10 protein-coding genes are annotated in these 15810 nt (G+C 63.8%); 4 read left to right on the top strand and 6 right to left on the bottom strand.

What is annotated here, in order from left to right; all coding sequences use genetic code 11:
- Positions 1-46 precede the first annotated feature (46 nt).
- Positions 47-646 (bottom strand): sigma-70 family RNA polymerase sigma factor, encoded by a 600-nt coding sequence (locus ACFY36_RS20130; RefSeq protein WP_499747487.1) that lies wholly within the window; start codon positions 644-646, stop codon positions 47-49.
- Positions 647-1155: 509 nt separating this feature from the next.
- A complete protein-coding gene (locus ACFY36_RS20125; protein ID WP_499747486.1) occupies positions 1156-3936 on the bottom strand; it encodes an AfsR/SARP family transcriptional regulator in 2781 nt (926 codons plus the stop codon).
- Positions 3937-4151: 215 nt separating this feature from the next.
- Here ACFY36_RS20125 and ACFY36_RS20120 point away from each other — a divergent pair, with 215 nt between their 5' ends.
- Together ACFY36_RS20120 and ACFY36_RS20115 are read left to right on the top strand one after the other, a co-directional pair.
- Positions 4152-4589, top strand: coding sequence for a hypothetical protein (locus tag ACFY36_RS20120; protein ID WP_499747485.1), 438 nt, complete (start codon positions 4152-4154; stop codon positions 4587-4589).
- Positions 4590-5570: 981 nt separating this feature from the next.
- Entirely contained in the window at positions 5571-7268 is a 1698-nt protein-coding gene (locus ACFY36_RS20115; RefSeq protein WP_499747484.1) for a flavin monoamine oxidase family protein, read from the top strand.
- Positions 7269-7401: 133 nt separating this feature from the next.
- Here the strand turns inward: ACFY36_RS20115 and ACFY36_RS20110 are convergent, their stop codons facing one another.
- From ACFY36_RS20110 to ACFY36_RS20095, 4 genes are all read right to left on the bottom strand, one after another.
- Complete coding sequence (locus tag ACFY36_RS20110) at positions 7402-8436, bottom strand: flavin-containing monooxygenase (protein ID WP_499747483.1); 1035 nt, start codon at positions 8434-8436, stop codon at positions 7402-7404.
- A 91-nt stretch (positions 8437-8527) separates the two neighbouring features.
- Complete coding sequence (locus ACFY36_RS20105; protein WP_499747482.1) at positions 8528-9217, bottom strand: DUF1345 domain-containing protein; 690 nt, start codon at positions 9215-9217, stop codon at positions 8528-8530.
- 7 nt (positions 9218-9224) lie between these two features.
- Positions 9225-10538: an FAD-dependent oxidoreductase gene (locus ACFY36_RS20100; RefSeq protein WP_499747481.1), complete on the bottom strand. Its 1314-nt coding sequence runs from the start codon at positions 10536-10538 to the stop codon at positions 9225-9227.
- Between the two features lie 204 nt (positions 10539-10742).
- Positions 10743-11555, bottom strand: coding sequence for an SDR family oxidoreductase (locus ACFY36_RS20095; RefSeq protein WP_499747480.1), 813 nt, complete (start codon positions 11553-11555; stop codon positions 10743-10745).
- Positions 11556-11657: 102 nt separating this feature from the next.
- Here ACFY36_RS20095 and ACFY36_RS20090 point away from each other — a divergent pair, with 102 nt between their 5' ends.
- Positions 11658-12209 carry a TetR/AcrR family transcriptional regulator gene (locus ACFY36_RS20090; RefSeq protein ID WP_499747479.1) on the top strand — a complete coding sequence of 184 codons (552 nt, stop codon included), beginning with the start codon at positions 11658-11660 and terminating at the stop codon, positions 12207-12209.
- A 933-nt stretch (positions 12210-13142) separates the two neighbouring features.
- The gene (gene lanKC / locus ACFY36_RS20085) at positions 13143-15692 is read left to right on the top strand and encodes a class III lanthionine synthetase LanKC (protein ID WP_499747478.1); all 2550 of its coding nucleotides are present in this window, start codon (positions 13143-13145) and stop codon (positions 15690-15692) included.
- Positions 15693-15810: the final 118 nt, after the last annotated feature.

The following is a 15810-nucleotide window of genomic DNA, read 5'->3' as shown; positions in this document are numbered from 1 at the left end:
ATGCAGTCAGGTACGGGGGAGTTCGCTGGGTCTGGCATGGCGCCGGTCACACCGGCCGTTCGGCCGGCTTCGTGTCACGGCACTGGTTCAAGATTTCGTGGAGCGACCGGAGTGCGTAGTGGGCGCGGGACTTGACGGTTCCGACGGGAAGCCCGAGGCGTGAGGCGGCTTCTTCCAGGGTGGAACCCCGAAAGTGCAGTTCCGCGAGGATGTGCTGCTGCATGTCGCTGAGGTTGGTGTAGGCGTAGCAGACGTCGTATGCAGCCATGGCCATGCCGATGGAGTCCTCGGCGGTGGCGTCGAAGGCCTCGGCCAAGCTGACCTCGATCGGCCTGGACTGTCGCATGCGCCTGATGTCGATGGTCAGACGCCGGGCGACGACGAACAGCCAGCGTCGGGCGTTTTCCGGCTCGGTGGGTACCGATTCAATGTGACGCCAGGCTCGCAACATGGTCTCCTGCAGCATGTCCTCTGCGGTGGACCTGTCGCCGGTGAGGCTGACAAGAAATCGCTGAAGAGACCGAGCGTGCTCGGTGTGCAGTCGTGTCAAACGTTCGATGCTGTCACTAGCGGACACGCTGTGGGACGACAGGCCGCCCAGCGTTGGTGCGTGCTGGTCGGCCATAGCAACGGCGTTGTTAGTCATGCTGGTGACACCTTCCCAGAGCTAGCAATGGCGGCAGAGCCGGTCGAGGCGATATCCTCGGACCGAAATTTGGAGAGTGGCCTGATAGGCGATGAGCTCCGGTTTGGTGAGAGGCCGGGGCTGCTGTTAAGGCCGGATATTTGCCGCTGGTTTCCGGTGATGAACGTTCCGGCGACCACGTTAGTCTGGTAGTCGGGACTCATTCTTGACCATGTATGTACCTGGATCTGAACGGTTCCAGCGGGCTGGCTCAAACTCCCGCGGCTGCTGGTGATTGCGCAACCAGGAGGGGACGCAAGCTGTATGTGATCGAAGCTGTTCTCAGGGTTATGAATTATTTGCTGCGAGGGGAGTTGAGCGTGGATACCCGTTGCAATGTTCGGCCGGCCTCGAAGAGGTGCTGGCGAACACTCGCGCATAGAGCGGGCGACCCGGTAATTGAATTTAGGCGACGGTGTGTGGTGAGGTGGAACGGCAACGTGGCTGTCAGATGGGCGGGAGGGCGCTCACTAGTCAGTTGTCGGGAGCTGTGTCACTGACTTATCTAGATCGAGGAGAGCAAGTGCTTCCTCTAGTGATTTGCGGGTTACGGGACGCTTGCCTTGAGCTAAGGCGGCGAAACCGAGCCGGATGTGAGCTTCGATCAAATTGTCTCGGCTGCCGGCGGTCTCGAAGTGCGGGATGGCTCTTTGCAGGCAGTGTTCGGCTTCCCGGTACTCGCCCTTGACTTCGCGCGTCACTGCGTTCAGCAGCCAACATACGCCTTGACCGTCTGGGTCACGGAGCCTCTCGTAGATTTCCATCGCTTGGTCACAGAAGCGACGGGCCTCTTCGAGGCGTCCCATTCTCAGGCTGACATCCCCCATGCCCCAGAAGGCGCCTGCCAGCCCTTTGAGATGGCCCGCATCGCGGAAAAGGTCGGCTGCGGCCTGCTCGTAGCTCAAGGCTTCGCTCAGGCGGCCGCTGCTTGAGGCTACTGTCGCAAGATTCGTCTTTACCAAAGCGAGTTCGAACGTTCGCCCCTCGCGTTCGAAGTATGCGCCAGCCCGGTACAGCTCCTCCTCGCCGTCGGCACTGCGGCCGAGGAAAAGATAGGCGCCCGATAGGCAGCGTCGCACGAACGCCTCTGCTAAGCCGTCCCCGGCGTGGATCGTCGCCTCGAGGGCGAGTTCAGACAATTCTCGCCACTCGTCGTAACGTCCATCGCGCTGGCAGTACTGATACGCTGCCAGTGGCAATTTCCATGTAACCCCGCCCAGCTGGTTAGCGGCCGCCAGTCTTACTGCGGCGACAATGGTGCGAAGTTCGGCGGAGAACCATTCTATCGCGGTTCTGGAATCGTCGACATGCTCAGGAATTACGCCGGGGAGAGGCGGAGCAGGGTCTTCTGTAGGTTGTTGCGAATGGATATTCCTGTTTGCCGCTGATGCGGTTTGGTATAGATGGTCAAGGAGTCGGTGGATCGCTTCGTCCTGTTCCTTTTCCGCCCCGTCTCCCTTGGCGCACTCCAGTGCGTATGAGTGAACGATCCTTGACATTTCGAATCGACCGGGTCGTTGTTCACGCAGTAGGCCGGTCCGGCACATTTCGTGGAGAAGTATGCGGGTGCTTTCGAGAGGTAGTCCGGCGAAGCTGGCACACAAGCGGATCGGCAGATCAGATTTCGGTGCGGCCGGCCAGAGTGCGAACAGGCGCGCCGCTCCGGCGCTCAGGCCCTCATAAGCCTCTGCCAGGGCAGCTCGCACGTCGTTGGGCCTCGCCCCGGTGCCGAACAGATCTAAGGGCTTCGTCCCGTCGATCAGCTCCGCCCGAATCGACTCCGCGGCGAAATCCGGGCCTCCGGCGATGCGCGCGGCCACGGCAGCGATGGCTACGGGCAGCCCTGAGCATGCGTCGGCGATCGCGGCCACTAGAGCGGTGTCGCGGGACCATGGACCCTCCGCTCGTGACACCAGCATTTGCTGCGTTTCGTCCACGGGTAGCTCGCCCAGTGTCACGACGGCGGCGCCGGTCGCCGCGACGAACGCTGTCATGTTGTGTCTGCTGGTGATGATCACGGCGCAGTTCGGTGAGCTCGGGAGCAGGTGCGCCAGTTCGTCGTTGTCGCGGACGTCGTCGAAGAACAGCAGGAGCTTCCGATCCGACGTAAGGGTGCGGTAGGCGCCCGTCAGCGCAGCAACACTGCCGGCGGGTGCGCTTGACCACGACAACGCCTGCACGAAGCGACGCAACAGTGACCCGTCCTCTGAGCCTCGAGGGCCCATGGCGGCATACAGCTGGCCGTCGGGAAATCTCGACGCGATGAGGTGCGCGATGTGATTGCCGAAGGCGGTCTTCCCGATACCAGCCGGTCCCTGCACCACCAGAATCGGCAGACGCTGCTGTTGTTGCTTCTTCTGCAGGTAGCGTAACGCCTTCGCGGTCGCATCGTGCCGGCCGACGAAGCGGGGCAAACGGGGCGGGAGTTCAGCGGGAGGTGGTGGCTGCGGCGCGGGGCCCATGGTTTCCGCCGTTGCGTCCTGTCTGAGAACTTGCTCGTAGACCTGGGCGAGTTGCGGGCCGGGATCGATGCCGAGGTCGTCGGCGAGCCGCCGGCGCAAGCCCTGATAGACGGAGATGGCGTCGGCCTGCTTACCGGCGGCAGCGAGTAGGAGAAGCAGGCGTGCATGGATGTGCTCGTCCCACGGATTCCGCTCGGCGGCCGAGCGTACGGCGGGAAGTGCCCTGCGCGGCTCGCCTGCCGCCATAGCGGCATCAGCGGCATCGACGGCGGCATTGAGGCATTCTTCGGCCAGGGCGACGAACAACGGCTGCGCCTCGAGCAGTGATTCCAGCCCTGCTGCGGCTGGCCCGCGCCACAACTGCAGGGCTTCAACCAAATGTGACAGCACCTCGGCCGGGTCACCGGCGCAACGTCGAGCTGATGCGGTCAGGTCGCGGAACCTCAGAAGGTCGAGATGCTGCGTCTCGGCGCTGAAGCTGTAACCGGTCGCGCGCCGGACAATCCAACGGCCGACGGACCGCGCCGGCAGACCCGGTTCTAGCAGCCGGCGCAGTTTGCTGACGTAACGGTGAACGATGTTGGCGGCGCTGCCCGGGGGATCGTTCGGCCACAACATGGCAGCCAGTTCCGAGGGTGAAACGGGATCGTTGGCGCGAGCTAGCAGCAGCGCCAGTACGGCCTGCTGCTGGCGGGGCCCGAGGTCGACGTCTTCCTCGCCACGGCGGACGCGCAGAGGACCCAGAAGCTCAAACCGCAGCTCATCGCTGTGGCCGCCCGCGTCGGTCATTGTTGTCTCCTCCGCGGCTTGCCTACTTGCCGTTCACGAGGCCGATAACCTCGCGTCACGCCCGGACCGGGGCGAACTTATCCAATTAGACCTCCGTTCAAAACGCTCGTCCCGGTTCAGTCATGGGAACGACGTTGAGAGAACTTTCGAAGCTGCCGGCCGTCGACTTAAACGAAGCCATCGTCCAGCCACCTGCCTGACAACGAGGTCCTGAAGTGAAGCTTCCTCTGTTCATTCGGTGGGGCAGCAGTGCCGTCAGGACGGTTGAGGAGAAAGTCGAAGCAACCGACGACCTACGCCGACTTCTGCACAGCGCAGAGCTGGACGCCCGATTCGGCCACATGGCCTGCGAAGTTGACCTGTGGCCCGTGCGTCCCCGCTCCGACCAACCACTGATGGTGCAGTTCCTCGTCGGGCATCCCACCGTCTCCCGAATGCTCGTCCACATGGATGGGCAGGCCTTCATCGTAAGGACGGCGCCTACCTGCATCGTGTCGAGCGATCTGCCATACGAGCGCTCCAGCGGCGTCGGCCTGGCTGAGGCCGCCACTTTGTCGGTCCGTCCGTCAGAGATCTTCGACCTCTTGTGCTTCCTGTGTTGCCAGCAGCGCATGCCGGAGGGCACGCTCTTGGTCGAGCAAGAGATGGATTGATCGCAGAGCAGACGTTTCGGCTGGCAAGCGCGGGGCCGGGCCCCGCCGGGCCCGGCAAGCCAGTGCCAATCAATCGCGGCGCCGAGCCGAGCCCACACGATCGGAGAGCCACCAGGCGAAGGTGCGTGCCACGCTGCCCACGGTCACTCCTCCAATGATCCACAGAACCATCAGCGTGTCCGACTTCTCGATGTAGCGATAGGCTTTGTCCGTTACGCGGCCTCTTGTCGATGGCGGTGTGCCTCGGCCCATCACTGCGCAGGTCCTTCCGATCGGGGTTACACCGGCGGTCTCTCTGCCGAGCCGGGGTCTCTCTAGCTAGATCGAGCAGGAGGACGCGAAGTTCGCTCCCGAGACGGAAATTCTGCGCTTCTTCACCCTGCCCGTGGCCGCGATGCCACCCGTCTCCACGGTTATGAGCCGGTTTTGAAGAGTCGCTCTGGTAATCGTGTCCACGCTGGTAATCGCTGTGGCACGGCTCTACATATGGCGACCTGCGAATGCGACCAGCGACCTCCCGGCCACGTCCTCGACTTTCGCCGGCGACCACTCACGAGGTTGCGGCTATGGCCGGCACGCAGACCGCTGTCACCACCATCCAGCCGGAGTGCCGTTGGCCTGCCCCTGCGCATCCACGGGCCGTGCGACGAAGGCCGGTGCTGCTGCACGGCTCTACCGACTGTCCTCGACAATTCGGCCTCCGATTGGGACCCGTCGGGGGCCAAGCCCGCTTGGGCGACATTCTGCGTCGGAACTCGGGAGGGCGTCTCACGTCGTCCAAAGTAGAGCCCCGATGTGGTCGACGTCGTGTTGTTCCTCGACGGCTGCATCACGGGTTCGCCACCTGTCGGTTCCGCTGACGCTCGACCGAGCCGAATGCCCGACACCGCTGCCGCGCGCTGCCGCACTTCGGCCGTCCTTTTGGCGCTTGACGGTGACAGACCCTGCGCCCGGCCCATCATGTAAGGAGCATTCAAAACGATGAAGTTTCCTGAGGGCATCGACCACGCCCGCTGGCAAATTTGCGTCAGCCTGGCCCGCGACCTCCTGCTGGTCGCGGACGACGGCACGGATTTGGTCGAGCGATACCGTCGCGTCCTCATCGACGACGGGCTGCCGCAAACCGGCCGGCCCTTGCGAGTGCTCATCGTCGGAGCAGGCATCGCCGGGCTTACCGCCGGGCACCTGCTCAAACAGGCGGGTCATGACGTCCGCCTCATCGAGGCCAACACCAAGCGGATCGGCGGCCGGATCAAAACCTTCCGCAACGACCCCGACCGCGGAATGATCTCCCCGTTCCAGGATCCAGCCCAGTACGCCGAGGCCGGCGCCATGCGCATCCCGGACAACCATGTCCTCAGCTTGTCGCTGATCGACAAGTTCGGCCTGCGCCGTCGTCCGTTCCGCAACGTCGACGTCGATCCGGCGACAGGTGCTCCCGCCGGCCGGACCTGGATCGATGTGAACGGCATCAAGTTGCGACGGGCCGACTACGCCGCTGACCCGCGGCCGATCAACGAAAGCTTCAGCCTCGGCGTGCCCCTGCTGCGGACCGCCAGTGACAGTTACGACCTCGCGCTCGCGACCGCCCACGACTACTACTCCCGCCGCACGGCGGACGGCCGCGAGGACCTGCCGATCGAGGAGCGCGTCCAGGGCTGGGCTCGACTGATCTACGACATGGACCACCTGTCGATGAGCCAATTCCTCACGCAGATCGCCGGCCTCGGGGTCGGCGCGGTCGACGCGATCGGCACGCTGGAAAACATCACGTCCCGCCTGCCCCTGGCCTTCATCCACAGCTTCCTGGCTCGCTCGATGATCAACCCGGGTGCCAGGTTCTGGGAGCTCGAGGGCGGCAGTTGGCATCTGCCGTACGCGTTCGAGCCGCTGCTGGCCGACAGCATCTCGTTCGACCGGCGGGTGACCGCCATCCACCAGGACGCGGCGGCACAGCACGTCGTGATCACTGCGAAGACGGAGGACGGCGGCACTGAACAGCGCTTCGAGGGCGATGTCGCCGTCATCACCGTGCCGTTCTCCTCGTTGCGGCACGTCACCATCGAACCGCTCCTGCCGTACCCGAAGCGACGAGCCATCATCGAACTGCACTACGACTCCGCCACCAAGGTCCTGCTCGAGTTCACGCGGCGATGGTGGGAATTCAGCGAGGACGACTGGAAGCGAGAGCTCGAGGCTCAACGGCCGGGCCTGTACGACCAGTACGGTCCCGGCGAGGGCGATCAGATCTTCGGCGGCGGTTCGGTGACCGACAACCCCAACCGATTCGTCTACTACCCGTCGCGCCCTGTTCCTGGAAGCCCCGGTGGCGTCGTGCTCGCCAGCTACACCTGGGCGGACGATGCCCGGCGCTGGGACTCGATGGACGATCACGACCGGTACGCCTACGCCCTGCGCGGTCTTCAGGACCTGCACGGTGACCGGATCGAGGCGTTCTGGACCGGTCGCGGCGCCACCCAAAGCTGGTCGCGGGATGACTACGCTTTCGGTGAGGCTGCGGTCTTCGCCCCGGGCCAGTTCACCGAGCACCATCCGGTGATCTCTCAGACCGAGGGTGTGCTGCACTTCGCGGGGGAACACACCTCACTCAAGCATTCCTGGATCGAAGGCGCGATCGAGTCCGCGGTACGGGTTGCCCTGGAAATCAACGAGCGGTGAGGTGATTTCAGGGTGATCTATACCGCCATGCCCGACGCATAAGAGCGCCGCGCGGCACAGCGCGGACCTGCCCCGGCCCCGCACGACTGAGGGACGGGGCAGGCCGGACCAGCTGGCGTGGACGCGTGCGAGGTCAGCAGCTCAGCAACGCGCGTACGACGTGCTTGCCGTCTCCCGCCATGCCGCCCAGGAACCCCGAGTTCCAGGCCCGCTGCCACCGCCGGCCAACGTACGCCAGTCCACGGGCTTGCGTGGAGATCCCCCGGCGGTGCCGTGGACGGCCCTCCACATCGAGCACCGCACGTGAGAGCCAGGGAATCCGCTCGTCGAACCCGGTGCACCAGACGATCGCCGCGACGCGAAGAGTGCGCCCGTCAGCGAGTAGTGGCCAGCCGACGCGGTCGGTGCCTACGACTTTTGGCACTCGGCGCACACCGCGGTCGAGCAGATCTTGCTCTTTCTGCCAGATGAGCGGCCCTCCGTGTCGTCCCCAACGGTCCACGAGCGTCCGGCCGATTGCGCCGCCCGGAACCGGTAGGCGATAGATTCCCGATCGGACCAGCCGATTGCGGACGATGGACGAGGGAACGTGACCGGTGGACGCGCCCGCCAACCAGGTGTCACGGTCGGCCGCAAGCTGCTGTGCGATGTCGGCGCCGGTCGCGCCCGCCCCAACAACAAGGACAGGCCCTGCGGGCAGATCGCTCGGCCTTTGATATCGAGCCGAGTGCACCTGGTGAACCGCCGGTGTCACTTTCGCGGCGAAGTCGGGCAGCGACGGGTAGTGACAGGTGCCGGTGGCGACGATCAGGTTCCGGGCGGTGACCGGTCCCGCCGTGGTTTCCAGGACGTGCATACCGGCGACGGTCTCGTGCCGCAGCACCGTCGCCCGGGTACGCACGGCGATAGCGAACCGCTGGGCATAGGCCGCGAGGTAGCGGGCCATGTCATTCTTACTCGGGTACGAGCCCGAAGGACATGGCAAGGCCATCCCCGGAAGGGCGCAGTCGCGCGCTGGGGTGAACAGTTTCAATACGTCGTAACGGCGCTGCCAGGACTGCCCAAGTGATTCTGCGGCGTCGAGCACAGCGAAATCCGCGCCGACCCGTTGCAGCTCCCGGGCCGAGGCGAGACCAGCCGCGCCGGCGCCAACAATGACCGCTTCCAAGACCATACCTAAGACGACGTGAGGCGTGGCAGCGAGTTCAGTTTCCACGGAGCCGGGAACGGATGTTGAGCACGGCTGACGTCCAGGATTGTCAGCCTGTTATGACGCTTACCGCAATGCCGATGGTTGCCGTGTTGTAAATGAAGCTGAGAATGGAGTGGGACAGGATCTGCAGGCGAATCTTGGAAGTCAGTGTGTCGACGTCAGAAACCGAGAATGTGGTGCCCAGTGTGAACGAGAAGTATGCAAAATCGATGAAGGTCGGTCTATCCGTCTCCGGGAATGACAGAGGTCGACCCGAGGTCCGCGAGTAGTACGTCCTGGCGTAACGCTCCGCATACCCGAAGTGCAGGATTGCCCACGCAAACAAGACCGTCGGCAGGCCGGTGAACGACAGGTCGTATCTGACCGCAGGGTCTTCAGCCATCGCGATGGACAGGCCTGCGAGAATACCGACCACGCTGGTGAACACGGTGAAGATCAGGCCGGCTGGCCCGCCCAGTCCGTGATCCAACCACTCGGTACGCTCGGCGCTTTTGCTGCGCCGCAACCGTGTGATGCGAATCAGCAGATAGATCACGGCGAGGTTGTCCCACCAGAACAGCGGATCGTCCATCTTGTTGGTGTCGGAAAGAATGATGGAGATGCCGAGAATGATGAGTCCCGTTTCAATGACGCGGGAGACGACCAGCGATATCTTTTTGCCCACATCAATGTCGACGGCGGCGATGCGCAGGTGTTCACCGGCCGGCGAGGACCGACGTCGTGCCGAGCCCCGCATCCCGGTCTCAGCGGGGAACGCGGGCGGCGGCCTCCGGGGCGGTGAGTGCGCTCAGCGGATCGATCATGTGGGCCACACGAAGGAACGCGGTTGCTAGCTTCGCGTCCTCGGCGGCGGCCGCGCGCAGCCGGGCCATGTAGGCGCCGCGGACGGGGTCCAGCATCGACCGATCGCCGATCGCCTGTGGGAAGCGTAGATCGCTGGAGAGCATCGTCGTCCACGGTTGATCAACGACGCCGACTGTCTCGGCGAAGTAACGCTCGCTGACGTCGTCGTCAGCGGTCTGCGCGAGCTGACGCAAGGCGATGGCCTGCAATGCAGCCACGGTGATGCCCTGCGCGTAGACCGGGTTGAACGAACACATCGCATCGCCGATGATCACAAGTCCTTGCGGGACTCGCGCCAGCCGGTCGAAGCGCAGTCGTGTGCTGGACGGGAATCGCATCTTGCGGGGCTCACCGAGAGGCGTGGCAGTGCGGATCAACGCAGCAAGAGCAGGGCTGACAAGCGTGTCAGCGTAGGCGGCCATGCCCTCGTCGTCGGTCGGTGGCACGATGCCGAACCAGCCGGTGATTCCGACGATCCAGGAGTCGTCCTCCTGGGCCAGGGCGAAGCCGCTGCGATCGGTGCCCGGGTGCACCGAGGCGGCGATACCGGTCCAGCCGTCGAGCTGATCCGGCTCGCGCCGGTACCGCCTGGACACGTACGTGACCTGGCTTTCGACAGTCTCCTGTTCGACCTCGGGGTACCCCATGGCTCGCAGCCAATGCCGGCTGCGCGAGCTGCGACCCGATGCGTCCACCACCAGATCGACATCGTTGAACGTTGTGGTCATCCCGTCACCGCTCGAAGCCCGGACCCCGGTCACCCGCCGGTTGTCGGCAGTCGTCAGCAGTTCCAGCGCGACATGCTCGGGCAGGACCTCAAGGTTCGGCAGCCCTCGAACGCGGCGGCGGATCGCCACCTCGAGCAGGGGCCGGCTGACACCCAGAGCACTCACCCCAGAAAGCGCCTTCATCAGGGGGCGACCGTCGACCCACCATTGCAGATCATCTTGAATGTCGAAGTTCGGCGCCCCCAGCTGCGACAGCTCGTCGCTGAGACCGGCGAAGAGTCGATCGAGTTCGATCTTGCCGCGAGCCAGGAGACCGTGCACTTGAGCGCTCTGCGGGACGCTGTGCCGCGGCACCGGTTCGTCGGGCAGCGAGTCCCGATCGAGTACGACGACGTGGTCGAACGACGAGTGCAGCGCCTGCGCAGCCATCAGCCCGGCCATGGAGGCGCCGATGACGACTGCGGTTCGATCCGATGGAGTGCTCACGCAACCACCTGTGTGTGCACGATCCTGTGATCGCTGCCGTCCGACGGTGTGAAGATCATGCTCATGCGGGTCTCCCGGTTCGTGCCGACGCCTACAGCGCGCGGCTTGTGCACTTGCTTGATGCATGGCAGCGGAAAAAGTTCGCTGCCGGCCGCAGGAACGCGCCTGGCGCGCGCCCGGCGGCCGGCATGAACGATGACCGCCTTACGCGCCGGCGGCAGCCTTCGCGACGTGGTCCCAGCGCTCCCACTCGGCGATGCGGTTCTCGTAGTCACGGCGCATCAGCGGTAGGGCCGCAGCGCCGAAGAAGACGCGCAGCGGTGGAGTGTCCGCGTCCACGATCGTCAGGATCGCCTCTTTGGTGGCCGCCGGGTCACCTCGCTTGGCGGACGGCCGCAGCATGCCCGCCCGGAAATCGCCGTACTCGGACAACTCGGCCGAGTGGACGGCGGAGGAACCCATCCAGTCGGTCGCGTAGCCAACGGGCTCAAGCAGGGTGACGGCGATGCCGAAGTCTCTGACCTCCATGGCGAGACTGCCGCTGAGGCCCTCGAGCGCGAACTTGGACGCGTGGTAGAGACCTTGGCCGGGCAGCGAGAAGACACCAGCGACCGAGGAGACCTGGATAATGTGGCCGGAACGCTGCGATCTCATGACGGGCAACACCGCCTGCGTTACCCACAGCGCGCCGAAGAAGTTCACCTCCATCTGGGCGCGCGCCTGCGCTTCATCGACTTCCTCGACCATGCCGAAGAGCCCGTAGCCCGCGTTGTTGACGACGACATCGAGCGCGCCCCAACGCTCCTGCGCCTTCGCGACCACGGCAAACACGGCGTTGCGATCAGTGACATCCAAGGCAATCGGTAGGACGCGGTCGCCGAACCGCGCAGCGAGCGGGCGCAGCGTATCGATGTCCCGAGCCGTTGCGGCCACACGATCGCCCCGCTCCAGGGCGGCCTCGGCCCACTGCCGCCCGAAGCCTCGCGAGGTGCCGGTGATGAACCAAACCTTGCTCATGATGTCCTTCCAGTAAGTAACGGTTCCGTTAGTAACGGTGGCGTTACTTTAGAATCCGGGTGCGCTGACGTCAATAACGATGCCGTTACTTATGCTGGCGGCATGGTCAGGGATCCCGAGCGCACCAAGGCGAAGCTGCTGGAAGCAGCGACCGCGGAGTTCGTCGAACACGGCTTCGGTGCGACCCGCATCGACCACATCGCCGAGCGAGCGGGCATCAACAAACGGATGATCTACGCCTACTTCGGAGGCAAGGAGCAACTCTTCGAGAGAGTGATCCACGACTCGCTTGTCCAGCTCGTCGACACAGTCCCCATCACCCCGGGCGACCTTCCGGGCTACGCCGGACGGCTCTTCGACTACCTCGTGGCACATCCGGAACGACGACGGCTCGCATTGTGGCGCCAACTCGAAGGCCCCACCGTAACCGCGGAAGAAATCGCTTCCACCGAAGCGAAGCACGCCGCCATTGAAGCAACTATTCCGCCCGACGAGCGCATGCCTCCCGCCGCCTTGCTGACCATCATCGCCGCCGTGGTCTCGGCCTGGCCGCCGAGCTCCGGCCCCGTCCTGGAAACGCAACGCGCGACTGTCGTCGAGGCGGTACGACGGCTCCAGCGTCCACTTCTGCCGTACGCCGGCCATGCCGACTAGCGCGACGGGTCGCCGCCACCCGGCCGCTGACGTACCGCTCGAATCGCCATGCGCAGGCTGGCGTGCCATGCAGCTCAGATGTTGGTACCACGCCGGATATTGACCTCATGCCAGTAGTAAAAGGCCGATTCTCGGCGCCCTCTGTTGACAAACCCGCCAACGGCGTTAGCTGACGTCGAAGCGCGTGGCGGACGCGACGGTTGATCGTCCCGCTCGCCACCAGGCGGCGCCGGCCGCGACCTGTCGTGCTCGGCCTCTTCCCGTACAGCTACCGTCGCGGCTCCGCCGTGGTGCGCCTGCGTGGTTCTTCTGTTACGTCGCATTGGCAGTCCTTTCCTAGGTCTCAATAGGAGTCGACGCGATAAGGTCGCTCAAGTTCACCGAAATGTCGCGGCTGATTTCTGACCTCGGCGGACCGCGGCGCACATCACGAATGCCGCCAGATAGCTCGGCTCTGTCGTACTGCCGACAGGACTGGCAGTTCTGCCCTCTCCGCATATGTGATGACGGGCCGGCAACGACAGGGCAACACAGCAGCAAACCGCCTCTACCGCTGATATCCGCCGCTTAAATGGCTTGCAAGGCGCGGTCGGTGCCGACGCCATGCCATCGCAGAGTGAACTTCCGCGGGCGCGCGTCGTCGTCGTTGATAGGGATGCCGCAGCGTCGTGCGTGTCCCGCCCCTCATTGAGAAAGGAGCAGTCATGAATCGCATCTTGTCACTCCAGACCATCATGGAGGAGCCGAAGTCCGTGCGGAACAGCTGGGTCAGCAGCATCATTCACTGATGCGGCAAGAGATACCCATGATCAACGTCGATCTTGGGTAAGAATGCCACCCTCCGCGCGAAAGGCGGGGCGATGCGGAACTTCTGCATCGCCCCGTCGTGCTAGCTGAAACGCCTTCACTGCACTGCACAGAACAGAGGTTGACATGACGGATCGTCCCGAGTTTTATGCGTTTCCGGGTCTCGAGTTTTACGAAGATCCGTTGAGGGGCGATGCCGAGGAGCCCGCATACCACCCGGTCGCCCGTTCGACACCTGAAGGCTGGACTCGGCACGCGCAAGGACCGTGGGCCGTGCTTCGGCCCTTAAATATCCCGCTCAGCAAACAAGGGTGGAAAGTGCATGTATCCGCCACGATGGAAGACGCGCCGTTAACCATAGAAAAAGTATGGGACCACTGCATCCCGCGCGGCATAGCATTCAAGTACGCCCGAAGCCCGCGCGTTGCTTTCCATATGAACGCCAAGTACGCGGACCGGCGATCGAGCGGAAAACTCGTCGCCATCTACCCCAGCAGCGAAGAGGTACTCGAGAACCTGCTCCACGAACTCGGCGACACCCTCGATGGCGCCCGAGGGCCGTACATCCTCAGCGACCTTCGCTGGCGCAACGGCCCGCTCTACCTCAGATACGGAGGTTTCGTCGAACGCTGGTGCATCGATGAATCCGGCGACCATGTTCCCGCCATCGAGCACCCGAATGGAAGTCTTGTCCCGGACGAACGTGGCGTCCAATTCCGAGTCCCCGACTGGGTCCACGTGCCCAACTTCATCGCAGCGGCAATAGGGCAGCCCGAGGCTGAAGTCGAATTTCCGTTCACGGTCGACAAAGCCTTACAATTCTCGAACGGTGGAGGGTTATACCGCGCCACGGACCAGCGCAACGGACGCTCCGTCGTGCTCCGAGAAGCCCGTCCGTACGCAGGCCTCGACCGGTCCGGAAAGGACGCGGTCGAACGTCTCCTCGCAGAACAAGCGACACTCACCAAAATCAACGGGCACGACATCGGACCGAAGCTGATCGAGTATCGCACCGCCTGGGAACACCATTTCTTGATCGAAGAGCACATCGACGGCAGAACTCTCGATGAAGAATTCACCGCTCGCTACCCCCTAGCCCGGCACCATCCCTCGTCTGAAGTAATCCGTCAATACACGACGTGGGCCCTTGATGTCATTACGCAAGTCACGAATCTACTGTCCCGCCTGCATGATATGGGCATCGTCTACGCAGACCTGCACCCAAACAACATCATCGTCCAGCCCAACGGCCGGATCGTGCTCGTGGACTTCGAGGTGTCGCAGGCGACAGAGGATTCGACACCGGTAGCCTTGGGCGCGCCAGGATTTACATCCTCCAACGTGAAACATGGACGAGAAGTCGACGAATATGCCCTCGCGATGCTGCGAATCTATTTGTTTCTTCCCTATCATGACCTCATCAGCATGGATGCGAGCCGCCTCGATGACCTGACGAAAATCATCGAGCAGCGATTCCCGTTGCCCGCCACATTCACCCAGGACACCATCGCGTTGCTTCGCCGGGCTTCGGGCGGCTCGCCGCTCAACGGAACGGTGTCCTCAAACCCGGACACGAGGCATCGCTGGCCCAGCATGGACGCTTCGGTAACCGCCTGGCACCGGGCCTTCGGTTCCATCGCCGACGGCATCCTCGCCGCCGCCACCCCACACCGCACCGACAGACTCTTCCCCGGAGACCCCCGGCAATTCACCGGGATGGGCCAGATCAACCTGGCCCACGGCGCCGCCGGCGTGCTGTGGGTACTACAAACCCTCGGCCGGCAAATCGACCCCGTACACCTCAACTGGCTGCACGCCCGGTCCACCGAACCGAACGGGCCGGCACGAGGACTCATCGACGGGATACACGGCGTCGCCTGGGCGATGCAGGAGCTCGGCCAGACCGAACACGCGTACACGCTCATGAAAAGCCACGCCGCAACCGATGATACGGTCCGAAGCCCCGCTTTCAGCAACGGACTGAGCGGCATCGCGCTGAATCTCCTACACTTCTCCGACATCCACAACGACGACGACTTCCGACGCCGAGGAACGCAGATCGCTCACCGACTACGCGACGGCTTCGAGCAAGACAGAATCTCCCCACGCCGCGCCGGCCTCATGGCCGGAGGCGCCGGAACGGCACTTCTTTTCACCCACATGTACGAGCGAACCGCAGACGAGCGGTGGCTGGACACGGCAGTCAAGGCTCTTCACCAAGATGTGGATCTCGCCCAGTATCAGCACGGCCTGATGGCCTTGCCCGACGGCGCCGGCCGACTATTGCCCTACCTCGCGGAAGGCACCATCGGACTAGCGCTGGTCGCTCAGCGATACCTTCACCACCGCACCGACGCCCGTTTGCAAGGCATCCTCGATATGACCGACCGGATTTGCGACGTCGAATTCACCTTCGCACCAGGTCTCTTCGAAGGGCGCGCAGGTATGATCTACTACCTGTCCGCTCGCGCAAGAAGCGGCAAGCCCAGCCCGGAATCTCTGAAACAAAATATCGCCTGGCTCGGCCGACATGCCCTGTGGCGAGAAAATCAGCTGATCTTCCCAGGCCGGCGTCTACTCCGTCTCTCAACCGACCTGGCCACGGGATCAGCCGGAATCCTGATGTCGCTACGCACCGCGATCACGGGCTCTGTTGGTTTACCCTTCTTAAGCTGAAGACGGGCCCGATGCATCGACTCGAGTGTCTTGAAGCCGCTGCCGTTGTTGCCGGCGCTGAGCAGCCCAAAAAACACGAATGCTATCCCGTCGACGACATGACGGCGGCGCTCGGCTA

This window comes from Actinoplanes sp. NPDC000266 (genome assembly GCF_042899005.1).
Lineage (GTDB): Bacteria > Actinomycetota > Actinomycetes > Mycobacteriales > Micromonosporaceae > Actinoplanes.
Note: the sequence above shows the minus strand (reverse complement) of the source record. Positions and strands in the feature narration are given on the sequence as shown.

Coding starts and splice junctions, on each gene's coding strand:
- ACFY36_RS20130 (WP_499747487.1), bottom strand. CDS start 646: ATGACTAACAACGCCGTTGCTATGGCCGACCAGCACGCACCAACGCTG.
- ACFY36_RS20125 (WP_499747486.1), bottom strand. CDS start 3,936: ATGACCGACGCGGGCGGCCACAGCGATGAGCTGCGGTTTGAGCTTCTG.
- ACFY36_RS20115 (WP_499747484.1), top strand. CDS start 5,571: ATGAAGTTTCCTGAGGGCATCGACCACGCCCGCTGGCAAATTTGCGTC.
- ACFY36_RS20105 (WP_499747482.1), bottom strand. CDS start 9,217: ATGCGGGGCTCGGCACGACGTCGGTCCTCGCCGGCCGGTGAACACCTG.
- ACFY36_RS20095 (WP_499747480.1), bottom strand. CDS start 11,555: ATGAGCAAGGTTTGGTTCATCACCGGCACCTCGCGAGGCTTCGGGCGG.
- ACFY36_RS20090 (WP_499747479.1), top strand. CDS start 11,658: ATGGTCAGGGATCCCGAGCGCACCAAGGCGAAGCTGCTGGAAGCAGCG.
- lanKC (WP_499747478.1), top strand. CDS start 13,143: ATGACGGATCGTCCCGAGTTTTATGCGTTTCCGGGTCTCGAGTTTTAC.